General features: G+C 34.7%; 16 protein-coding genes. 1 reads left to right on the top strand and 15 read right to left on the bottom strand.

Annotated features, from left to right (window positions below):
- Positions 1–360: 360 nt before the first annotated feature.
- The 6 genes from dapA to allW form a co-directional block, all read right to left on the bottom strand.
- The gene (gene dapA / locus K9V48_RS10690) at positions 361–1,248 is read right to left on the bottom strand and encodes a 4-hydroxy-tetrahydrodipicolinate synthase (RefSeq protein WP_224138997.1); all 888 of its coding nucleotides are present in this window, start codon (positions 1,246–1,248) and stop codon (positions 361–363) included.
- An 81-nt stretch (positions 1,249–1,329) separates the two neighbouring features.
- On the bottom strand, positions 1,330–2,634 hold the full coding sequence (locus tag K9V48_RS10685; RefSeq protein ID WP_224138996.1) for a uracil/xanthine transporter: 1,305 nt from the start codon (positions 2,632–2,634) through the stop codon (positions 1,330–1,332).
- 235 nt (positions 2,635–2,869) lie between these two features.
- Positions 2,870–3,256 (bottom strand): cupin domain-containing protein, encoded by a 387-nt coding sequence (locus K9V48_RS29405; RefSeq protein WP_224138995.1) that lies wholly within the window; start codon positions 3,254–3,256, stop codon positions 2,870–2,872.
- A gap of 81 nt (positions 3,257–3,337) precedes the next feature.
- On the bottom strand, positions 3,338–4,102 hold the full coding sequence (gene allE, locus K9V48_RS10675; RefSeq protein WP_224138994.1) for a (S)-ureidoglycine aminohydrolase: 765 nt from the start codon (positions 4,100–4,102) through the stop codon (positions 3,338–3,340).
- A 458-nt stretch (positions 4,103–4,560) separates the two neighbouring features.
- Positions 4,561–5,913 (bottom strand): allantoinase, encoded by a 1,353-nt coding sequence (locus K9V48_RS10670; RefSeq protein WP_224138993.1) that lies wholly within the window; start codon positions 5,911–5,913, stop codon positions 4,561–4,563.
- 168 nt (positions 5,914–6,081) lie between these two features.
- On the bottom strand, positions 6,082–7,536 hold the full coding sequence (gene allW / locus K9V48_RS10665) for an allantoin permease (RefSeq protein WP_224138992.1): 1,455 nt from the start codon (positions 7,534–7,536) through the stop codon (positions 6,082–6,084).
- Between the two features lie 501 nt (positions 7,537–8,037).
- Between allW and K9V48_RS10660 the strand changes: the two genes are divergently transcribed.
- Positions 8,038–9,687: a PucR family transcriptional regulator gene (locus K9V48_RS10660; RefSeq protein WP_224138991.1), complete on the top strand. Its 1,650-nt coding sequence runs from the start codon at positions 8,038–8,040 to the stop codon at positions 9,685–9,687.
- A gap of 216 nt (positions 9,688–9,903) precedes the next feature.
- On the opposite strand, the gene K9V48_RS10655 is transcribed toward K9V48_RS10660, so the two are convergent.
- From K9V48_RS10655 to K9V48_RS10615, 9 genes are all read right to left on the bottom strand, one after another.
- Positions 9,904–12,660: a response regulator gene (locus K9V48_RS10655; protein ID WP_224138990.1), complete on the bottom strand. Its 2,757-nt coding sequence runs from the start codon at positions 12,658–12,660 to the stop codon at positions 9,904–9,906.
- Between the two features lie 103 nt (positions 12,661–12,763).
- The gene (locus K9V48_RS10650; protein WP_224138989.1) at positions 12,764–13,636 is read right to left on the bottom strand and encodes an NAD(P)-dependent oxidoreductase; all 873 of its coding nucleotides are present in this window, start codon (positions 13,634–13,636) and stop codon (positions 12,764–12,766) included.
- Between the two features lie 250 nt (positions 13,637–13,886).
- The gene (locus K9V48_RS10645) at positions 13,887–15,134 is read right to left on the bottom strand and encodes an allantoate amidohydrolase (protein ID WP_224138988.1); all 1,248 of its coding nucleotides are present in this window, start codon (positions 15,132–15,134) and stop codon (positions 13,887–13,889) included.
- Positions 15,135–15,327: 193 nt separating this feature from the next.
- Complete coding sequence (locus tag K9V48_RS10640; protein ID WP_224138987.1) at positions 15,328–16,326, bottom strand: sugar phosphate isomerase/epimerase family protein; 999 nt, start codon at positions 16,324–16,326, stop codon at positions 15,328–15,330.
- Positions 16,327–16,461: 135 nt separating this feature from the next.
- Positions 16,462–18,219 (bottom strand): thiamine pyrophosphate-binding protein, encoded by a 1,758-nt coding sequence (locus K9V48_RS10635; protein ID WP_224138986.1) that lies wholly within the window; start codon positions 18,217–18,219, stop codon positions 16,462–16,464.
- The gene (locus tag K9V48_RS10630) at positions 18,220–19,680 is read right to left on the bottom strand and encodes a four-carbon acid sugar kinase family protein (protein ID WP_224138985.1); all 1,461 of its coding nucleotides are present in this window, start codon (positions 19,678–19,680) and stop codon (positions 18,220–18,222) included.
- A 33-nt stretch (positions 19,681–19,713) separates the two neighbouring features.
- On the bottom strand, positions 19,714–20,661 hold the full coding sequence (locus tag K9V48_RS10625; RefSeq protein WP_224138984.1) for a transketolase family protein: 948 nt from the start codon (positions 20,659–20,661) through the stop codon (positions 19,714–19,716).
- A 1-nt stretch (position 20,662) separates the two neighbouring features.
- Positions 20,663–21,487 (bottom strand): transketolase, encoded by an 825-nt coding sequence (locus K9V48_RS10620; protein WP_224138983.1) that lies wholly within the window; start codon positions 21,485–21,487, stop codon positions 20,663–20,665.
- 1,069 nt (positions 21,488–22,556) lie between these two features.
- A complete protein-coding gene (locus K9V48_RS10615) occupies positions 22,557–23,312 on the bottom strand; it encodes an IclR family transcriptional regulator (RefSeq protein WP_224138982.1) in 756 nt (251 codons plus the stop codon).
- Positions 23,313–24,089: the final 777 nt, after the last annotated feature.

Below are 24,089 nucleotides of genomic sequence, written 5' to 3'. Positions count from 1 at the left end.
TAATTAATCGTTTTTAAGGATAAACATAATTGTATAATTTTAAAATTATACAACTCTAAAAAGCCTTGTTACATAAAGTATGTATAGCAAGGCTTTTATTTTAAAACTGATAAATTAAACAACTTTATTATCTTTGTACATCAGAAAAGATTAGAATATGTATCCTCCAAGTCTTTCCTCATTTATCTTAAGGGTAAACGTGCAAGCCTCATTGAATTGCCTTAGGTAATTCAATGAGGCTTTTGTATCTAATAGACACTCCTTTATCCTCTATCTCGTCTTGAAGATGGGGGTCTTCTAGCTAGAAAAGATAAATTTAATGCCTACAAATCGATCATAATTAATACTTTTAAGAAGACTTTACTTCCAACTACCATGAAGTTTATTTAAAAGTGAATCAATAACGTTAGCCTCATCTTTTGTGACTGGTACAAGCGGTAATCTAACAGACCCGACAGGGATTCCATATTTCTCTAGAGCATATTTCACTGGTGATGGGCTCGTGGTAATAAACAAACCTTCAAAAATTGGCAATAGCTTTCGATGGATTTTAGCCGATTCTTGAACCTTCCCATCCAAAAAGGTTGTCATCATCGTCTTTATTTCTTTTCCAACAATGTGACTTGCTACACTTACAACCCCGTATCCACCTATGCTTAGAATAGGTAATGCTAAACTATCATCTCCAGAATAAACTTTAAAGCCTGGTGGCGCCTGCTCTAACAAATAGGCAATCTTAGAAAAATCACCACTTGCTTCCTTAATAGATGTAATATTTTTGATTTGAGACAAACGTAGAATCGTATCTGCTGTTAAATCTACTACTGATCTTCCTGGAATATTATAAAGCATAATAGGAAGATCAGTAGATTCAGCAATAGACTTAAAATGCTGAAATAACCCTTCCTGAGAAGGATTATTATAATATGGAGCAACAAGTAAGATTCCGTCAACCCCTATATTTTGAGCTTCCTTCGTTAATTTAATTGAAGACCTCGTATCATTTGACCCTGTACTTGCCATCACTTTACAGCGTCCTTGTACTTGTTCAACTACAAACTTGTATAACGACAATTTTTCTTTATTTGATAATGTTGACGGTTCTCCTGTCGTTCCACATACAACAAGTGTTTCTGTTCCTGTATGAATCAAATGCTCAATTAATTGTTTGGCTTTTTCATAATCAATTTCAAGCTTATCGTTAAATGGTGTTACCATCGCAGTCATTAGACGTCCAAAATCAGTCATAGTTGTTTTCACTCCTTTTATCACTATATGCATTCTGCGAAATCTCGTTTTCTTTTTTCTTTTATTAGATCAGATACTTGATTACCGTCCAACTTCTAATTTTGTTGTTAGCTTATTCCAATCAATAAATTTTTCTAAAAAGATTGATAGTATGACACCCATAACGAGACCATTTGTAATGAAGGGCTGCAAAAGAACCGGAATACTGCGGAATAATGCAGGCGGGACATTCATAATACTGACTCCAATTAATACTGGGCCCGCTAAGCGTAATATCGTTTCTGAATTAAAAAATGTTCCTTTTAAGCTGTTTAAAGCTGTTCCAAACAATTGAAGGTAAGCGACAAATAAAACAGCGTTACCTACTGTTAGTGGCATAGTTCCTAAAAACTGGCCTAGTGGCGGAATAATTCCAAGAAGAGTAAACAGGAATCCACTAATAATAAACGGTCCTCTTTTCAATAATTTTGTACTTTGTAAAAACCCTATTGTAGATGTAAAGGGTGTAAAAGGAACCAAGCCAAAAATAGCAGTAATAAAAGCAAAAATACCTGTAACAAAAATGGATCTTCTATATTGATTCTGTTCCACCTTTTCCTTATATACTTCAGCAGTTGCTTGAATGGTAGCGAAAGAATTCGTTAAATTCAAAAGGACTGCAAAAAAAGAAACCAATATGATACCTATCTCCAAGTTTGGAGTCCCAAGAGGAAAGAAGGTAAATGCCATACTAGAAGAGCTTTCGATCAGAAGATTTGACGGAAAAATAATATGATAGAATAACCATCCTACAATGATTCCGATCAGGATTGAAAAATTGCTGAGCACTTTTCCACCTTTAATCCTTAATAGACTTACGAAAATGACAATTCCAATTGAAAATAGACTGACAGGGAGATCAATTGTTCCACTTTCTGTTATCTTAAACATTCCTTTAAAGAAAATAAAAATGAGCTGAAAGGTTAGCAAAAATAGATATACACTCATTACCATCGGCTTAATGATTTTCTGTATAAAAGAAATGAAATTGAACGCCGCAATCAGAACGGTTACAGCACCTGCAAGTAAAATACCTGTTGCAATGCCTCCTCCAACCGTTGCAAAATCCATCCCAAGCGCAGACGCAGAAACACCCATATTTAATATTAAGCCCCACATTAGCCCCGAATGGCTGTCTAATAATGGATAACGATGTCCAATTAGGGCCTGTAGAATACAAGCAATTCCTGTAAGGATAAAGGAGCATCTTATTGTCATTTCAATCGTTTCTGAAGGAAGCTGGAAGGCAGCACCAATAGATATTGGAACAACAACGGTATTGGCAAAAATAAATAAAAGCCACTGTAAAGAGGACATCACTGTTACAATAGCCCCTTGCTTTGTCACCTTACTCATCACCTCTTTGAAAAGCAATCGTTGTGATAAAATCTGTCTAAAAAGTGAAACTTCAGTCAGAGGGTTATACATCAAGTTTTTATCTAAAGCCCCAATCTTCACTTTTACAATTATAAAATTAAGCGAAGCGACTGTCTTAATAACAATCGCTTCTCCTTAATCACTTATTTTCATAGTTGTTTGAAACAATAGCAGTCTATCATTGTTTCATATCTATAGCTTCGTCCTAGTATCTCGTAATATCCATTGGTAATTCACCAGCGGCAATACCTACAAACACAAAGCGTTCTGTTCCTGTATTTCGCATTCCATGAATCTGATTAGGCTTAGCTAATAATACCATTCCCTTACTAATCGGGATTTCATTTTCTAGGTCTGGAAAGTATGTTCCTTCTCCTTCAATGCAAACCCAAATATCATCAACATTTGAATGAGAGTGTAAATATAAATCTTGTCCAGGCTCAAGACACCATATTGCACCAACTGTTTTATCCGTTTCATAGAAATAGTTTTTTTGTGCTTCATTTGGATCAAACTTTGCAATCTTATCAATTTCAAAAACTCTTTCCGCCACTATATCTTTTACGTTTACCACTGTTGCTTTCTCTCCCACTTCTGAACACCTCTTATTTTATAGTTTTTCGGATACGTATTAATATAGAGAAACTACTTTAGATTTACCTGATGATACTTTTTACAGAGCTGCATCACGGTTACAATCTTTTGAGTAGACGTATGTTAAGTTTTCTCTACCTACTGCATAGGCGGCCTGATGTACGTATGGCCCCATAAAAATATAATCTCCTTTTTTCACTGGAACCCATTGATTGTCTAAATTGTACATACCTTCGCCTGATAGTAGATAAGCTCCATGCTCTTGAACATGTGTCTCAATAAATGGATGACATGCTGCAGGATCAAAAGAAAGAATGTGAAAATTCATATCAAAATCGAGGTCCGCAGGTAAAAGGTCTTTAATATTGACATTATGCATGTCATCATAATTTCTATATTCAATCTTGTTAGCATGGTCTGAATAAACCCATGGCTTTCTTCCTTCAAGCGGACGATATTTTTGCTTATAAAGAAATAGTTTAGAATCTCCGCCCCAGTTGTTTTCTAAATACATTTTTGTTCCTGGAGGACAGTACAAATAACCGCTTTCTTCAAGAATAAATCCTTGATCACCTGCAGCAGCTTTAATTTTCCCCTCAAGAACATAGACAAATGTCTCTACATCTTCTTGCCCACCAAATCCTTCTGTATTCTTTCCTCCGTTTTTCATCGTTACAACGTAATCGACAAAACTTGCTCCAAGTTTTGGTGAACCCAAAATTGAGATAACACAATCCTCAAATCCTGGAATAACATTATTAACTAATCCTTCTGGTGCAATTAATGCATACTTACCATGTTCAATTATTGATCTGCTTGATAATAAATCTTTAGGATAACCCATCTTTTTTAACTCCCTTTTTAATTATTATTCTTTGTTGGCTAATTCATAGAGGACACTATTAAACGATTTAATCCTTTCTACCCGATCGGTAAACTTTATACATTTTCGCAATTTAGCGAATAATGCGTTTCCAATTCGAGTGAAAATGACAACGTATCGGAGCCTACTCAACTATGAATTAACTACTAATTCAAACTATCTTCTTATGTTTATGATTAAATTTTACCTGTTTTTAATTCATTAATCATTATCACTAATGAATAAAATAACTTTTCGCTTTTGTCTATTATGAATAAAGAATCTTCTCTCTTCGTTTCTAATCATTCAATCACTCATCTCATAATTGTCTAATACTCTCTATGTAATGAAAATAAGCTAATAAAAGGATTTAGGAAGACCCTATATCCTTTTATTAGCTTCAATTTTATAGTTCTAAATTTAAGTCCTTCTCTTAAACATTACTTTTCCACTTTTTCCACAGAAGTAATGTTTCCATTTTCAAAGACAACCTGACCATTAACGATTGTTGTTGTAACCTTTCCTTTAAACTCCTTACCAATATACGGAGAATGCTTATGGCGATAAAATAAATCTTCCTTTTTTAGCTCAAAGCTTTCATTTAGATCAACCATGACAAGATCTGCGTCACTATTAACGGAGATTACGCCTTTTTGAGGATAGAGTCCAAATAACTTAGCAGGATTCGTAGATGTTAATTCTACAATTCTTTCTAATGAAAGCTGACGATTAAAATGCCCCTCTGTCAACATAATATTTAATGTAGACTGAGCACCTGAAATTCCTCCCCAAGCTACGAAGTAATCTCCATCTACTACAGTTTTCATATCAGCTGGTGCGGGTGAATGATCTGATGCAATGACATCAATTTCACCATTTGCTATAGCCTCCCATAATTGATCGACCTCTTGATCATCTCTCAATGGAGGGCAACATTTTGCCACCCCACCCTTTTCCTCTAAGTCCTTTAATGTCAAAGATAAATAATGAGGACATGTTTCAACTGTAATATCTAATCCCTTTTGTTTTGCCTCATTAATAATTTCTACAACTTTTCGACTGCTAGCATGTACAACATGCAGCTTACAACCTGTTGCTTCAGCATATGAGATGATTCTTCTCACCGCTTCAATTTCAGAGATAATTGGTCTTGAGTCCGCAAAATCCTTTGCAGATGTACTATTTTGACGTTGTTTCTCTTCGGCAAGCTGATCACAAATAATTGTACTTTCAGCATGTACGGCTAAAAGAGAACCGATGGAAGCAATTTCATTCATCCCTTTAAAGATCGTAATATCATCGACATGATTGAAATCGGCAATTCCACTCGGTGACATAAAAGCTTTAAAGCCAATGACTCCATTTTCATGAAGCTCCTTAATATCCTCAATATTTTCTGGTACTAATCCACCCCAGAAGCGAAAATTGACAATCGACTTTTCTTCAGTACATGCTCTCTTTAACTCCAAATTTTCTTTATTAATTGTTGGAGGCGTACTATTCAACGGCATATCAAAATAGGTTGTTACCCCACCCGCTGCTAAACTTCTGCTTCCTGTCTCGACACCTTCCCACTCAGTCCTACCTGGCTCATTAAAATGAACATGAGTATCAATTAATCCAGGTAGGATATGCTGGTCTTCAGCATTAATTTCTCTCAATGCTTTTGCATTAAGATTTGTACCGCGAGAAATCTCTTTAATTTTCCCTTTGCTAATTGCGATATCTCCTTGAATAATCTCATCTGATGTTACAATATTTCCATTTCTAATGATCAAGTCATACATTCCCATAAATTACCTCCTAATATTAATATCATAGTTGAAATTTCTGATTTTTCTTAATGGGGGAAAAATCAGAAATTTTAGATCAAATTTTTAAAACGCTTTCAACATTCTTGAACTTTTCATTATAGAAATACAAAATTTAGTATTTTTTAAATTGTATTGCAAGGACTTAACCTAGGCCTCTTTAAGTAAATCTTGCTGCTCCTGCTCTTTTTTAGAAACGAATAACCGATTCTTAACAAGAACAATATATACTATAAATGCGAGTATTGTACCTGAAAAAAAGGATAATTCATATACTGGTTTTAGGGTATGTACAAACTGGCCTATTAAACTAAAGGCTCCTGCAATAATAGTGGCAACTATAGCTGGAATATGAAAGCCATTATTATATGTATACTGTCCACCAATCGAATACAACGCTTTCATATTAAGCTCTTTTTTCTCAATAACATAGTAATGAGCAAGCATGACTCCAGATACAGGACCCAGTAGACCTCCAATAATATTTAAAAAGATAAAAATACTAGTAGGGTTTTCCATTAACTTCCACGGCATAATCATAACTCCAAGTACTGCCGCAACAAGGGCACCTGTTTTAAATGTAAGTTTTTTCGGGAACAGCGCTGATAATTGATAACCAGCTGGAATAATATTCCCTGTAATATTCACAGATAATGATGTTAAACAAATAGTTAATACTGAAATGGCAATGACAAATTTACTATCAAATTGTTCGATTACATCCAATACATTCCATATTGGTGTGCCCAATGCAATTTCTGAACCAACGATAAGCGAAATACTTGTAAACGCAAATAATAAATATGTAAAGATAAGTCCCAATATTTGTCCTTTCGCCTGATCACTTTGCGATCTAGCCTCTCTTGTAAAATCAGATACATTTACAATAGGGGAAGCCCATGTTGCTAATATTACACTTACACATCCAAGGAAAATAATGATACTATTTCCTTCAATCCCTTTAGGCGTATATTGAAGAATTGGAGTAATTCCCCCTGCCATGTTAATTGCCCAGATTGCCATTCCACCAAAAACTAAATAAACTAGAGGTGATAACACTTTCAAAAATTTACCAAGTGCAGATATTCCTCCGTATATAAATAGCACATTCAATCCCCAAAATAATCCAAATGAAATTAGTCCTGGAAGATTTAGACCGAAGAGATTCCATCCTCCACCTAGTTCTAAATAGCCAGGCCAAAGCTTCCCAATTAAAACAGTAAAGGCAATACTACCTGCGTAAGTTTGAAAACCAAACCACATGATTGCTGCAATACATCCACGTAAAATACCTGGCAATAATGCTCCTTTTACGCCATAAGATGTCCTTAATAGTATTGAAAATGGTATGCCATATTTGGCACCTGCATGTCCGTTTAATACCATGAAAATTGCAAGAATAATAGACGCTGTCACAATCGCCCAGAACACCTGCCAAACTGATAGTCCAAGCGCAAAAAAGCCGCCGATTGTAACATAAGTAGGAATATTGTGAACAGAGCCCATCCAAATAGAAAAATAATTACCAACTTTCCATTCTCTTTCTTCAGGTTTTGTTGGCAATAGGTCTTTACTAAATTCTAACTTTTGTTTAGTATAATCCAAGTTGTTTCCTCCTCATTAAAAACACACAAATAATAGCGCTTACTATTAAACAAGAAAAAACAGAAAGTGTGATTATTAAGATATGTAAGATCAAAGGATGCTCCACAATTTCCGCATGTAAATACATGGGTTGTATTCGTTTTCATTTTTGGTATAATTATATATAAATAACTTTTTGCGCAGTACAAAAGTTAATTTATTTTTAATAATATACCATATTTTCTATTACATACCACCCCCTACATTTTTTTAATAACTACTCTTTTAACGGCAAAAATTCCCATATCCATAAGCATCTCCTTAATTAAGTTCTAAAATTTTATTAAAAATAGTTTCATTAAAGATTCTTTATTTATACAATTGATTTTATATGAATTTCTTCCCAAAATCATTATTCAAAATAACTAATTTACATTTGATTTTTTGTCTAAATAGTACATTTAATTACTCGTACCTAGGTCGTAAAATAAAATGGCTAAAAGATTGATATAGAGGTGTATGATGAAAAAAGTTGAAGATTTATTTATCGTGGATGTATTACAAGAAGCAAAAATTATTGCTGGTCATGCCGGACTTACTAGAGAAGTAGAGTCAATAGAGATTTCAGAAACACCTGATGTTAGTCATTTTTTGGCTGAGAACTCCCTATTATTAACAACAGGGTATGCCTTTAAAGACGACCCTCGTACATTATGTAATCTTATTTCACAAATTAATGAACGCTCCTGTGCAGGTATTGCTATAAAACTAAAAAGGTTTATTGATAAAATTCCGCAAGAAGTAATTGACTTAGCTAATTCGCTAAATTTTCCAATTATCCAAATTCCAGCGTCGCTAACATTAGGTATGGTTGCTCACCAATTATTAAGCTTCCTATGGGATAATAAGATTGAAGAATTATATTATGCGATCCATGTGCACAAGAAATTTACTAATATGATGATAAAAGGCTACAGCTTACATTCTTTAATCGAAAACCTTGGATCTTTATTAAAATGTCCAGTTCTTCTACTTGATCCTATTGGAGATATTACTTCCTTTTCCCACCATTTCCGTACGGAGACGATGAAAATGGCAATGGAAAATGTTGCGGAGCACCTTAAAAGTGATATTGGTAACTACCATAAAAAAAGTGAACTAACACTCGACATCCAGAATTCACACTATTCAAGTATTTCGATAAAAATGTTCGAAGTAAAAACAATGTATCAATATCCATACTTATTAGTTATTTTTTCCCCTGAAAAGCTTGCATATCCTTCTTCACAAATAGCTATAGAGCAAGCATCAACAATCATTTCATTCACGCTACTTAAAAATGAAGCGATTAAAGAAAACAGTCGTTTGCTACAAAATAACTTTTTTTCTTCCCTAGTTGATGGAAACATTGCTACTAAGCAGGAAATGATTCTTAGGGGAAAGCAACATGGCCTAATCGACAATCTGAAATATGTTTGCATTGTATGTAAAATTGATAATGATGAGCAAGAAGATTTACAGAAAAGTACAGATTTTATGAAAAGTTTATACGATTATTTATATAAATTCTTTAAAAAATCATTTTTAAAAATAGATACAAAAAACATCGTCTTTATGAAGGATGCTTATTTTGTCATATTAATGCAATTACCTACGAATATTGATGACCCTATTAAAAGCATAATAGAAGAAAGACTAAAGGAATTTCAGAATGAAGCTTGTTCACATTTAAAAATTTCACTTTCATTTGGTGTCGGCAACGTATTTAATGACATTACCTATATTCCGATTACTTACGAAGAAGCAGTGAATGCATGGAAACAAGGTGAAACATTGTTCCAAAACAAATTCATAAACTTTTACGAAACAAAGCAATTAAAAGAACTGATGCGATTAATTCCCGAAAAAGATCTTCGGAAGTTTTATGAAAATACATTGCGCTCACTGGCATACCCTAAAAGTAGAGATGATGAAGACTTAGTAAATACATTATTTGTATATTTGGATAACAATTGTGAAATTGCGATTACTGCCAGGAAATTGTATGTTCATCGTAATACTGTCAAATATCGAATTGCAAAATGTGAGGACATTTTAAATTATTCCGTTCATGATTCACAAAACACACTTCATTTACGCATTGCTTTACTTTTACGTTCAACGTTCACTTAAGGTGCAGCGTTTTAATCAAAAAAAGCGCGCTTGATGTCGTGCACTTATCCACAGTAGTCTCCTATAGCATAAGAAAGGGCTGTCCCATAAGTCACTTAAGTTGACTTATGGGACAGCCCTTACAAAATTACTTAGAGGACATGTAAACATGTGTATAATTGTTCAAGTTTAATCTAAATCACATATTCCTCTTCGTTTCTTTAAAATAAGCGTTTACTACCTTTTATTTAATCTGGGATAAAGCCAGACCCTCATTACCGAGAATAGCTGCTCTATGTTCACCGGTTTACTAATATAGTCAGATGCACCAGCTTCAATAGATTGTCTACTATCATCTTTCATCGCCTTAGCTGTAAGTACTATGATCGGGATATCCTTAAACTCTTCCATTTTTCGTATCTCATTAATCGCCTGAAGTCCATCCATCTCTGGCATCATAATATCCATTAATATGAGATCAATTGTCGGGTTCTCGATTAGCTTTTGAATCCCCTCTTTACCATTTTCCGCAAAATCAACCTCGACTTCACGGCTCTCTAAAGCTGTAGTAATGGCAAATATATTACGTATATCATCATCTACAACTAGAACTTTTTTACCTTTGAGCGGCATTTCCGAATCAAAATGCTCTACATATGCTTCATAATAATCTTTTCCAAGTTCGTTTTTATCAGAGAGTATGTCACTTTCGGTCGAAACACCAACAGCTACTTCATTTAACGCATTATAAATCTCTTTCTCTATCCGAGGTTCTTGACTAGGTACATATAAAGTAAATGTGCTTCCTATTCCCTTACTACTGCTTACTTTAATTTCTCCATCCAACAAACGGGCAATTTCTCTACTAATTGACAGACCTAAACCTGTGCCACCATATTTTCGACTAGTAGTTCCATCGGCCTGATTGAAAGCCTCAAATATTGTAGGCTGGTTTTCTATTGAAATCCCCACTCCTGAATCTTTAACAGAAAAAGTAACAACATCATCCACCTGTTTTTCAGCAATGACATTACTCTTTTCGCTTCCAATAAATAAAGAGACTTCGCCTTTCTCTGTAAATTTGAAGGCATTTGATAATAAATTCATTAAAATTTGCTGTAGACGTTGTTTATCCGTCCAAATAAATGATGATAAATGAGATTGTAACTCAATCTTAAACTCAATTCCTTTTTGTTGTGCAACATGGTTAAATTGTTCTTCCACAAATCTTATAATTTCATCTATTTGTACTTTAGCATAATAAACTTCCATTTTCCCAGCCTCAACTTTTGCTAGATCTAAAATGTCATTAATTAAATGTAATAGATCATTGCCAGAAGAATAAATCGTTTTAGCATATTTCATTTGTGTTTGGGTTAAATTATTTTCTGAGTTTTTGGCTAATATTTGCGCTAAAATGAGTAAGCTATTAAGCGGCGTCCTTAGTTCATGAGACATATTAGCAAGGAATTCCGATTTATATTTTGAGCTAAGTGAAAGTTGATTTGCTTTTTCTTCAAGTATTTTTTTTATTTTTTCTAACTCTTTCGTTTTTTGCTCAGACTGTTCATACTGTTTTTCCAATTGTTCATTTACAATTCTTAATTCCTCTTGCTGCACATTAAGCTCTTCTGATTGAGCTTGCAGTTCTTCAGTTAAAGACTGAGATTCTAATAGTAGCATTTTCACTTGATTCTGTCTTATGATACTTTGTATATTAATACCTATATTTCCAATAACTTCTTTTAATAAAGCTTGTTCCAATTCAGTAAAAGAATGAAAAGAAGCGAGCTCAATCACAGCGAGAACTTCCCCTTCATAAGATACGGGAATTGTTAAAATATAATTTGGAACTGCATCACCTAAACCAGAAGTAATCTTAATATAATTATGTGGTACTTCCTTAATCTGTATTAATTTATTTTCTAACGCACATTGACCAACAATTCCTTCTCCGTATTTAAAGCTTTGTTTCCCAATGTTCTGATTGTTGTCTGCATAGGACGCTAGCTTTTCAAAACGTTCTCCATCCCCACTTCTCTTCTTAAGATAAAAAATTCCAAATTTAGCACCAACCATTGGCGCTAGCTTTGTAATTAACTTCTGTGCAAGCTGTTCTAACTGATCTATTCCGGAATACATCGTTGCAATCTTGGCAATTCTAGTTTGCAACCAACTCTGTTCTTCTGCATTATTTTTTAATTCTTTTTCTTTTTTTGTATATTCTTCGATCTCTTGTGCCATCCTATTATAAGCTACAGAAATCGCACCAATTTCATCTTTACTCTTCACTTCTATCCTTGGTAACTTTTCGGCACTTTCAAATGTAACCGAAGTCATGATTGATGTTACATGATTTAAATTTTTTGTCATACTTCTCATTATCCATATCAACAGGAAAATAAAAGCTAAAAAGCCAATAATCGCATAAACAACTATTAATATTACAGCTAAGTTATAAGTATCGCTTGATCGTTTTAATTCCGTTTCAACTGATTTTTCTTGTATTTTCTGCAAATCACCTGCAGCTTTGTCCATTGCATCAATAATATTCCAGCTATCGAACCAAAATAACTCCATTGCTTCTTGGTGTTTCCCCTCACTATTAAGCTGGCTTATTTCAGCCTCAATTTCACGTAAACTATTTAATAATGTTAAAAGTTCATTTGCTAATTTCTGAGATTCTTCACGATTATCTATTTGCAGCAGAGACTTAATGGCAATTTCAGCATCCGCTAAAGCTTTATCCTTTCGTTCTTGAAATGATTTTCTGAGTTTTTCAGGTGGATTAGCAATGAGGCCCCTAGTTTCCCTACTATTAATATATACTGAATTTTGAATTGTATTAGCTAGCTTTGAGTATTCATAGTTTTTGACTGTATTAGTCATATTTTGATTAATTTGACTCATCATCATAATAAGAATGAGTAAGAGGACAATAAATAAGGCGAGAAAAAAGCCAAAACCTAAATATAATTTTGTTCTAAATTTCATATTGGATCTTTCCTATCAATATTTTTGTAATAGCTTTTCGGTTTTAGGTGAGAACGGATGCTTCTGACATTTCATCTATTGTATGACTAATATTCTTGTAAGCTTATTTTACTTTTTCCCTCACTAACTTAATCATCGCTGACATATCTTCTTTACCAAGACCCGCTTCAAGCGCTTCACTAAGTTGGGTGACTACCTTATCCCCTAAAGCTAGATCAACATTATACGTTTCTGCCATTTCATTTACAATTGTAACATCCTTATGTAATAAACCTAATTCAAATCCAGGCTGATAATTATTGACAGAAATAAAATCTGTATAATGTCTCGTTAATATTTTACTTTGCGCATAACTTACGCTTAAAATTTCATGTAGTAATTCTAAATTGATTCCTGCCTTTTCTGCAAGAACAAAAGCCTCACTGACAGCCTGTGAATGCACACTTACCATATATTGATTTAATAATTTAATACTTGAACCACTACCTACATCACCAACATGGTAAACATTTTCACCTAATATATCAAAAACGGGAAGAACTTTATCAAATGTAGTCTTTTCTCCGCCAACCATAATACTAAGAGTTCCAGCGTTTGCCCCTATCGTGCCTCCACTTATGGGTGCATCAAGAAACTCAATTTTTTTTACTTTTGCTTTATTATTAATCTTTTTATTTAAATTAGGTGAGACCGTACTAAAATCTATTAGCACTAAATTTTCTCTTCCATGTGTAATTAAACCTTCCTCACCAAGATAAACATCCTCGACATCGCTCGGTAAAGGTAAGCATGTCATAATGACATCCATTTCGTTAGCGAGTTCTTTAATCGTTTTACCGACAAACCCACCTATTTTCTCAAACTCGTTTTCTCTTTGTTTACTTCTGTTTACACCATAAACGCTATACCCAGCGTTTACTAAATTACGCGACATTGGGAAACCCATATTTCCTAAACCAATAAACGCAAGCTTCAAAGTAAGTCCTCCTTTAATTAAGTGCTGTTCTTAAAAATATTGTTCGTTACTATTCCTTAATTGATAATAAGGTTTCTTTAGACATTATTATGATCCAAGTGATAAGTTCTATATCACCGATTAAATGCTTTCGATTAACTATCACACGCATATCAAATCTTTCTAACTAGCTAGTTAGAAAAAACTTGTGACTCGAACAATCGAATCACAAGTTTTCATTTAAGTTCTTTTTAATAGATTGACTTATTCGTTATTGTTTTGTAGCTATTTTAATGACTGTGGAGTATAGAACTTTAGCTCCGGCGCCCATATCTTCTACAGTAACGAATTCGTCTGGGTGATGACTAAGTCCATCTTTACAACGAACGAAAATCATTGCAACATTAGTTACATCAGCCATAGCCATTGCATCATGACCAGCACCACTCACAAGTCTGACAACGCTTCCACTTTGCTCACTAATGGACTCTTCGATTAATGTAATCATTTGTTCGTTACAGTATACAGGATCGGCTTCCATGACTTGGTCAAACGTAATTTGAAGTCCTCTAGCTTCTGCTACTCTTTTACTTTCAGTTAAAATAGCATCAATAGCTTTTTGTTTACGTTCAACATTTAAATCACGGATATCTAGCGTTCCTGTTACAAGACCAGGTATAACATTACTAGCACCCGGACCAACCGTGAGTTTACCAACCGTTGCAACTAATGGTTCATTTTGAATGGCAATTTTCTCAATGTAAGATATGAGATCACTTGCACCTAAAAGTGCATCTTGTCTAATCGCAACAGGAACTGTCCCTGCATGTCCAGGTTTTCCGATAATTTCAAAAGAAAATCTAGTAGCACCAGCAATCCCACTAACTACACCAACAGGTTCATTCTTCTTCTCAAGGACAGGCCCTTGTTCGATATGAAGTTCTAAATAAGCGAGAAGTTCTTCTGGAGTACGACTAGCGTTTTTATAAGCATAAGGGTCAGCGATGCCAATTCCTTTTAATGCTTCTGCAATTGTTATTCCTTGCTCATCTGCTCTTTCTAAATCTTCAGCAGTAAAAGTTCCTGCAATTGCCTTACTTCCAAGGAAAGTTGAATGAAATCTTACTCCTTCCTCATCACAGAAACCAACCACTTCGATTGGATTGTCTAATATAATTCCATTATCTTGAAGAGTTTGAACAACTTCAATTCCAGTTATTACTCCTAAAATCCCATCAAATTTACCTGCTTCGATCACGCTATCTAAATGGGAACCGATCATTAAGACTGGAGCTGAAGGATCTTTTCCTTCATAACGACCGATTATATTGTTAAGGCTATCTTTTCTTACTGACATACCAGCTGCCTTCATCCACTCTTCGACTAGTTTTTCTGCTTTTGTACTTTCCGCAGTAAATGGTAGTCTTGTGACACCAACAGATGTAGATGAACAAGTAGCAAGTTCTTCGATTCTAGCACTAATTCTTTTAGCATCAACGTCCTGCTGAAGTTTAACCAAACAATCACATCCTTGCCAATTTGATCTAAAAAAACTTTATATTGTTAATTACAAAACTTCGTTATTTTCTAAACAATGATAACACCCTAGTTAGATGCTATACAATATATAATTCTGAATAATTAACCAACTAAAATTTAGATTAATTAGCGACAAGTAAAAATACTTGTCGCTAAATTAATGCAAATAATATCTATTTAGATAGGCTAACTAAACGACCCTTTTTTGAATGTAATAATGACCATGCATCAACGAGAGTACGTTTTGATTGTGCAATTACAATATCTGATGATTCTGTACCTACAGGTTTTACTTCAAAAGCAACCATGTTCTTATTTCCTTCTCCGATGTAACCAATTTCTAGTAGAGCTCGTAAGTACTCTGCTAATTCTGGAACATCAACTTCACTTCCTGGATAGCCGAAACGTGGATGCTGATCACCGTAAGCAGGGTCAGAAGTATCTTTAATATAGCAATTCCCGATATGAGCATGATTAATATAATCACGAGCAACAGTTAATGCGTCAATAGAAGTTTCGCGTTGCATTGGTAAATGACTTAAATCAAGCATTAAACCGAAAGTAGGATCTACTTTACGAACTTCTTTTGCCACTTCAACAGCAAGTGCATTCGAACCGATTAAACATTTTTTATCTGTCTCATCATCAAATGTTTCAAGTGAAAGGACTAAATCACCTTTAGATTTTGCATATTCACATAATTCTTTGATAGAATCCGTTAGTAATTGTAATGCAACATCTTGTTGAGTATCTGGTTTAGCACCACTTAAGAAACCAAATTTAGAAGCATTTAATTCGTAGGCTTGATCAATTCCACCTTTAACTAAATCGACAGCTCTTCTACGCTCAGCTTCATCAAAAGAGTTAAGGTTACCTTTGTTTCTTAATAGAATCGGTTGTGCACCAAATCCTACAGTCATTCCACCAGATTGTAGAATTTGAGCTGCCTCTTTACGATCTTCAAGATTGTTAATAGATGTAATTTCAATTCCAGAGAAAAAGTCATCTTGGACAATTTTCTTAATTGTTTCAACTGTTGGACCGTCTCCACCCATTGTTTCCGGGTAAGCCATAAAATGAACAATTCCGACTTTCATAGAATTATGAAGATTAGACATTAATTCGCCGATAGATCGGCTTCCCTCCCTTAATAATTCGAATTTTTTTATCATTTCATCACACTTGAGTAGCAATCAACTTAACACATATAACATTTTTCTTACTATTAGATATTTATTAGCGAGATTTGAAGCAATCGGTGATTAACCCATCGCTTCAAATCTCACATATATTAAGAGCAATGATTATTAAGAAAAGTTGATATCTTTAGAGTATTTGAATCCGCTAATTGCACCGTTATTAGAGAATTCGCATGCTTTTTCTGGATCACCATCTACAATAACTTCGATGATATATGGTTTGCCTGAATCAACTGCACGTTGTAATGCTGATTTGATATCATCATAATGAGTTACACGTTCGCCACGTACACCCATGCCTTCTGCTGTTTTAACGAAATCAATTCCACGTGCATTTTGATCTTCAGATAATTCGTTGATATATTCTAAGTCTGTAGAAATACGACGGTTATCATAGAACCAGTTTTGTTGTTGACGAATTAATCCAAGTAATGAGTTATTCATGCAGAAAATAATTACTGGAATATCATGTTTTGCAGCTGTCGCGATATCTTGTAATGACATACCTAAGCTTCCGTCACCAAGGATGTTTACACTTTGTCTTTCAGGGAATGCAAGTTTCGCTGCCATTGCTGCACCAAGACCCCAACCCATTGTACCTGCTCCACCAGTTAGTAAATAAGTACGTGGTTCGTAAGTTTCGAATAATTGGCAAGACCAGATTTGGCTGATACCGCAGTCATGTGATACGAATGCATCGCGATCTAAGAATTCACGAAGTTCGCGTAATGCACGCTCTTGTCTGATTGGAAGTGATGTGTAATCAGTTTTACGAGCCCATTTTTCACGCTCTTCTTTTAAATCGATTTTAGTACCCGCTTCAGCAGTTGCAGCTACATAAGCACCAAGTGCTTTATGCGTTTCTGTAAGTTTAACCATGAATGTTTTTACATCAGAAACGATCCCTAAAGCAGTTGGTACAACTTTACCAATCTCTTTATTATCAAGGTTTATGTGGATAATTTTCTTACCGTTTTGTACAAATACAGAAACATTACCTGTAGATCGGTCAGCGAAACGTCCACCAAGGTTGATTACTAAATCAGCTTCAATAATTGTTTTGTTACCGAATGGCGTATCAAGCATTGTTCCCATACGTCCAGCGAATAATGGATGATCGTTAGGGAATGTATCCATACCCATACCAGAAGTTACAACAGGTATTTGAAGCTCTTCAGCTAAAGCTTTTAATTCAGCTGTAGCGTTTGCAAGGTTAACCCCACCGCCAGAAAGTAATACTGGTTTCTTAGCATCTTTTAATAGTTCTAACGTCTTCTCAATATCAGCGTCAGTAGCTTGTGGTAAGTTATCTACTGGAGTAGATGCGATAAGTGCATCAATATCGACTTCAATTTCAACTTTTTGTTGGTCTACTGGTAAGTCAATAAGAACTGGACCTTTTCTACCAGTTGTAGCTGTTACCCAAGCTTCATGGATAAATTCAGCAGCCTTTGAACCATCAGTTAAACGGTATGAAGCTTTAGTAACAGGCTTAGCCATTTCAACGATTGGAGCTTCTTGGAATTGCATTGTTCCAATTAAACTATTTTTTTGTTGGCCAGTGATAGCGATCATTGGGATAGAATCCATCCATGCACTGTAAAGACCTGTTAAGAAGTTCGTTCCACCAGGACCTGAAGTCGCGGCACACACACCAACTTCACCTGTTGCTCTTGAGTAACCATCAGCCATGAAAGCACCTGTTTGCTCATGACGAACAACAAACGATTCAATGTTCGTTAATTCTTTGATTGCATCGTAGAATGGAAGAATTGCAGCACCTGGTACACCGTAAAGATGCTTAACCCCTCTTTTTTCTAAGTATCGTGCGATTAATTCTGCAGCAGTCATTTTTTGTTTAGCCATTTAAATCTCTCCCTTTTGATTGTTTTTAATATTTTCAAAGATTTGAGCAATCGATTCTTTTTCCCCAACATTGCCCGGAAATACTATATAAGGTGTATCTTTAAACTTTGCTTCACTGCCAGTTAACCATACTGGAACACCGGCAATTGCTTGTCCTAAGATTTTTGCATATTTTATTCCCAAACCTTCAGTTGCGACATCACTAGAAGTTATACCGCCTTTGGCAATGATAAATTTTGGTTTAACTTTTAATGATTGAACAACTTCAACTAATGAACCTGAAACAGATTGACTAATTTTTAAGTTCTCTTCTTTATCTTTTGCGATAATAACATCCCTACTTGTATAAACGAGAGTATCGCGACCAGAAGAAATATTTTCATCAACCAATTGACAAACACGGTTTAGTTCTTCAGCTCTAGTTGCTTCATCTAAAACTTTAGGAACATTAATCTCAATTTGTTCAATTGGAAAACTCTTTATTAATTCATTAATTTGACTAGTCGTTTTATTTGTATGTGAACCGACAACAATAAAACCGCCGTTGTTTTTACTTTCATCATCTGCAACGATTTCATTAGCAGATAAATAAGGTCGATCACTAATACCAGCAATTGACTTCACTAATGAAGCAGCAGTTCTAAATAGGAAATGCTTTCCTGAATCAATAGCTTTTAAGACTGCTAGTGATACAATATCTAAGTCATAGTAAGATTTAGCATTTACAATAATAGGAGTGTTCTCTTTCGCTGTAAGCAGAATTTCATAAACTTTATCTACTCCGCCATTATGAATATCTTCTAATGAAATAATCAATGTTGCGTCAGATTTAACCTCACCATTCGTTTTCTCTTCAACCCATGCCGGTAAATTAGCTGTGCTAAAACCGAACACGGAATCGTTTGCAAATTCTGTTTCACTAACAGGTACAAGATTGCCGTCTACTCCTAAATAATGTGTATTATCAAGTGTATAACGATGTCCTTCAAAAAAAGCTGGAACGATTATATGGCCTGAAATCTCAATGTTTGCAGATTTCAACATTTGGTCTTGCATCACATCAATTTCAAGTGGATAATGTCCTCTTAATGTGGAGTCACCTCTACTAATAAATGTGAAGTCAATGCCCATTTCTTTCGTTACTGCCACAACATTTTTGACAATCTCTCTATTAATACTTTCAGCTTTTTCCCCGTTGTAGCTTCTTGTGTTTGTTAAAATATAAAGTACACTTCTCTCATCAGATAAGCCTTTTCTTATCCAATCTTTACTCCAATCCGTAATAACATAAATATCATGTACAGTTTGAACTCCAGTTGGATCATCATCTAAAACGATAAACTTATGTTTTGTCTTTTTTAAATGATCTCTGATCTTGCCTCTTAAACTATCATCTGATTTAGAGAAGAGAGGATTTTCTAATGCATCCTTCATATCTTGATAATGAGTTGCGTTTGTCAAAAAACCCTCCCCCTTTCTATATCTAATTAACAATTAGTTAGTAACTTTAGCCCCTAATAATTCATTAGCTGTTCTCACGATACGGCTAGCTCTTAATTCGAAGAAGTCTAAAAGCTCATCCATTTTACCAGATACACCGAAGCGGTCGTTTGTACCAATTCTTCTTAATGCAGCTGGGTGATTTTCAGCTAATACTTCAGCTACTGCACTACCTAAACCACCAATGATTGAATGCTCTTCAACAGTGATTACTTTATTAGTTTTTACAACTGAAGCAAGCACAGCTTCTTTATCGATTGGTTTAATTGTGTGAATATGTAATACTTCAGCGCTTACACCAAGAGCCTCTAATTCATCAGCAGCTTTGAATGTTTCATCTAGCATAATACCAGTTGAAATAAGTGTAATATCTGAACCTTCACGGTATTTAATTGCTTTACCGATTTCAAATTTATCTTCAGGTTTAGTAACAATCGGTACAGGTAATTTACCTACACGAAGGTATACAGGACCGTCGAAATTGTATGCTGCTTCTACTGCTTTTTCCATTTCAAGTGAATCAGCAGGAACGATTACAGTCATTCGTGGAAGTGAACGCATTAATGAAATATCTTCAAGTGGTAAGTGAGTTGCTCCTTCTTGAGCAGCTGAAGTACCAGCATTGTGTCCACAAATTTTCACATTTTGGTTCGAGTAGCATACTGAAATTCTCATTTGGTCGAACCCACGACCAGTTAAGAAGTTTGCATAAGCATTAACGAATGGCACTTTACCAGCTACTGCCATACCTGCTCCAGTACCTACGATGTCACATTCTGAGATCCCAATATTGAAGAAACGATTTGGGTATTCAGCTTTGAATAAGTTTGTCATATTTGATTTAGCGCAGTCTGCATCAAGAACTACTAAATCTTCATGTTGTTTACCAAGTTTAATTAACGCGTTAGCGAAACCTTGACGAGGTGCTTCCATTTTAGTCATATTATGCCAACTCCTTTAAAGCGATTTCTAATTGCTCATCATTTGGAGCCATTCCATGCCAGTCATGTGTATCTTCCATGAAAGAAATACCTTTCCCTTTAACCGTATGAGCTAAGATTGCTGTCGGTTTACCTTTCGTACGTTTAGCTTCTTTTAAAGCTTCGTCTACTTGGTTAATGTCATGTCCGTCAATTTCGATTACATGCCATCCGAAAGCTCTATATTTGTCACCAAGATTCTTAAGACCTTTAACGTTTTCTACAAAATCATCAAGTTGGATTTTGTTCCAGTCGATAATTGCACAAACGTTATCAAGGTTGAAATGTGCACTTGTCATTGCTGCTTCCCATAATTGGCCTTCTTGAAGCTCACCGTCACCGATCATTACATATGATCTTCTGTTGCTTCCATCTAGCTTTGCAGCTAAAGCAACACCGTTTCCAACCGATAAACCTTGGCCTAATGAACCAGAAGAAATATCAACACCAGGAATATGTTCTGCACATGGATGGCCGTGTAATCTACCGTCTACATCTCTAAATGTCATTAACTCTTCTACTGGGAAGAATCCTTTTTCAGCTAATACAGAATAATAAACTGGAGTACAATGCCCTTTAGATAGGAAGAAACAATCACGATCATCCCAATCTGGGTTCTTTGGATCTATGTTCATGTGGTCATTGAAAAGAACAGCTAAAAGTTCTGTTGCAGATAAGGAACCACCTGGATGTCCACTCCCAGCATGATTCGTCATTTTTACAATGTGCCGGCGTATACTCTTAGTTAAATCATAATAAAATTCAGTCTTTTGTTTCGAAAAAGCCACTAATAACCCTCCTATTTGTTTCTTATTATGCAACAACGTTTCTATTTTTGATTAAAAAAATATCGTTTAATTATTGTTGCTTATTGGCTAATATCTGTTGCTTATTAGCTAACTGTGTTCCGTAATTAAATACTAACACCGCTTTCTGAATATTTCAAGTATTATTTTATAATTTTTTGTTGAAATCTATCAAATTCTTTTTTTAACAGAGAACGCTTTCAAAAAAGAATACACTTTATGAATTAGCAAATAGACTTTACCTTCTATGCGAGGGCACTAAAAAGGTCCATGTAAAGAGAAAAAAAGCTAATCACCTACTGTATAGGTGGTTAACTTCTTTTTGTTATATATTGATAAATATGCACATGACTTTCTCAAAGTAATCCCTTTTTCAGTGGCCCCAGAAATGCACACGTCATTTCTATTATCTTCTACAGGTTTTACCCTTCTTAAAGAAAGCTTTTAATCATGACTACCTGCGCTTTTTCACTTATACATGTTTTCTACCTCGGAAAATTCTTATTATTGAAAAGGACAAAAGTGGAAGCGCCTTGATCAGCCTAAGGCAAGCATAAGGCGTTTTGAATAGAAGGTGTATTTTGCCTTCAATTCAAAAGTGGCTGTGTAGACCCAAGAGGGGCTAGGCGCTTGGAACTGGATGTCGTGCGCTTATCCGCAGTACGAGAATTTTATAGTTTTCTATAAAAGAAGGCTGTTTTCGCAAACTTTGTTGCTATTGTCATGTAGAGTGCCACCAACAGTGACCGATTCGGCTCCATATTTCAGAAATTGGCCACGAAAACACATTAAAGTTGTCCGCTAAGGCTCCATATTTCAGAAATCGGTCACGAAAACACATTAAAGTTGACCGCCTAGGCTCCATATTTTAGAAATCAGTCACGAAAATCCCTTAAAGTTGTCCAATTTTGCTTTTTTTCCTTGATTAGGGCTTCTACCCACCAAAAACAACAATCATTTAGAAAACAGCAAAAAAAAGACGGATTCGTATAGAATTCGCCTTAAAATAAACTTAGTTTTTACATGTCAAATACGTTTCGATTCAATCTGTTTAATTATCTATATATCCGAGTCGGCTTGAAATCTTTTTGCCTATCTCAATCAGAATTGGCTTAATTTCAGTCAATCTCTCATCTGACATTCTCATACTTGGACCAGAAATACTAACTGCTGCAGTTATTTTCTTCCGATTATCGAAAATTGGGGCTGCGATACAAGTAATATCTGACTCGTTTTCTTCAACTTCAGTTCCATATCCTTGATCCTTAATCTTTTTCAATTCTTGAAGTAAAACGTCTTTATCTGTAATTGTATGTTCAGTATGTTTTGGTAATCCATTCTTATCTATGAGTTCTAATATTTCATCACTTGGAAGATGTGCCAAAATGACTTTACCAACACTTGTACAGTGCAACGGAGCCCTTCTACCCACTCGTGAATGTGTTCTGAGAGTTTCATTTCCCTCAATTTTTTCAATATAGACTACTTCTCCTTGGTCATAGACCACTAGGTGAATCACTTCATTAATATGCGAATTTAATTCTTCTAGAAAAGGTTTTGCCTGAGTTCTAAAATCAATGGATTCTAGTAGCATTGAACCTAATTCTAAATATTTATAACCTAGTCGATATTTTTTCGTCTCAGGATTTTGTTCAATAAATCCATGTTTGACAAGTGTGCTTAACAATCTGAATATTGAACTTTTATTTATTTCAAGATCAGAAGCTAATTCAGTTACACCTACACCTTCTTTATGTTTGCTTACTAGTGTAATAATTGTTAATGCCCTATCTACAGACTTAATCATTCATTTCACCTCCGATAAAACCCAAAATCACTGATCTTATTCCATTATATTACAAAACAAGCAGTAAGATCGGTATCTATAATCTATTTGACATTTTTATATTCTATATTTCATTCTATCAGAAAAAATGTTACTTAAGAAACAAAATTATTCAGTCAAATAATCACGTACTTTTGTCTTTTGTTAGGAGTAAGCTGGCGTGTCTATTATGCTTTTCTAAAACTCGCATTAATACGTCAGATAAGAGAACGAACTGATTATCGCTTATAAGTGATAGGTTTACTCGAATTGTTTTAAATAATGATGACTTTTAGAAAATGACTATGTCGATAATGTACCTTAAACCTATTTTATGCTAACATGGCCAAACTGTTCATTCACTTGTCCTTAAGGATAGGGCTACACATGAAATTTCAGCTAATAATGTGTAACCTTCATTAAGTATAAATTAGCCTATGAAATTTTAAAACACTTGGAAAGACTTGCATAAAGAAACAGAAATGTGGCTAAAGGAGTCTATGTCATGAAAGTCATCTAAGGTTAACCACTTAAGAAAAGCACTGGAGCTGGACACGAAAACTAAGTCAAAAAATTTATACTTATCTTAAAAAAAAGAGCCCTAATCTACTAATCTATAGATTAGTAGATTACATACTGTTGAAAAACAAAATTGTCTATGGACAAAATGCGAAAATCTCGATAAAATCCCTCGTAAATCAAATGAAAACGAGGGATTTTTGTATGTATTTCACCTATTCAAATGTAGAGATTGAAGAA

Source organism: Metabacillus rhizolycopersici (assembly GCF_020075705.1).
Note: the sequence above shows the minus strand (reverse complement) of the source record. Positions and strands in the feature narration are given on the sequence as shown.

Excerpts from the sequence above, each read along its gene's own strand:
- allE (WP_224138994.1), bottom strand. The coding sequence starts at position 4,102 with ATGGGTTATCCTAAAGATTTATTATCAAGCAGATCAATAATTGAACAT.
- K9V48_RS10670 (WP_224138993.1), bottom strand. The coding sequence starts at position 5,913 with ATGGGAATGTATGACTTGATCATTAGAAATGGAAATATTGTAACATCA.
- K9V48_RS10615 (WP_224138982.1), bottom strand. The coding sequence starts at position 23,312 with ATGATTAAGTCTGTAGATAGGGCATTAACAATTATTACACTAGTAAGC.
- dapA (WP_224138997.1), bottom strand. The coding sequence starts at position 1,248 with ATGACTGATTTTGGACGTCTAATGACTGCGATGGTAACACCATTTAAC.
- K9V48_RS10635 (WP_224138986.1), bottom strand. The coding sequence starts at position 18,219 with ATGGCTAAACAAAAAATGACTGCTGCAGAATTAATCGCACGATACTTA.
- K9V48_RS10625 (WP_224138984.1), bottom strand. The coding sequence starts at position 20,661 with ATGACTAAAATGGAAGCACCTCGTCAAGGTTTCGCTAACGCGTTAATT.
- K9V48_RS10640 (WP_224138987.1), bottom strand. The coding sequence starts at position 16,326 with ATGATAAAAAAATTCGAATTATTAAGGGAGGGAAGCCGATCTATCGGC.
- K9V48_RS10660 (WP_224138991.1), top strand. The coding sequence starts at position 8,038 with ATGAAAAAAGTTGAAGATTTATTTATCGTGGATGTATTACAAGAAGCA.
- K9V48_RS10655 (WP_224138990.1), bottom strand. The coding sequence starts at position 12,660 with ATGAAATTTAGAACAAAATTATATTTAGGTTTTGGCTTTTTTCTCGCC.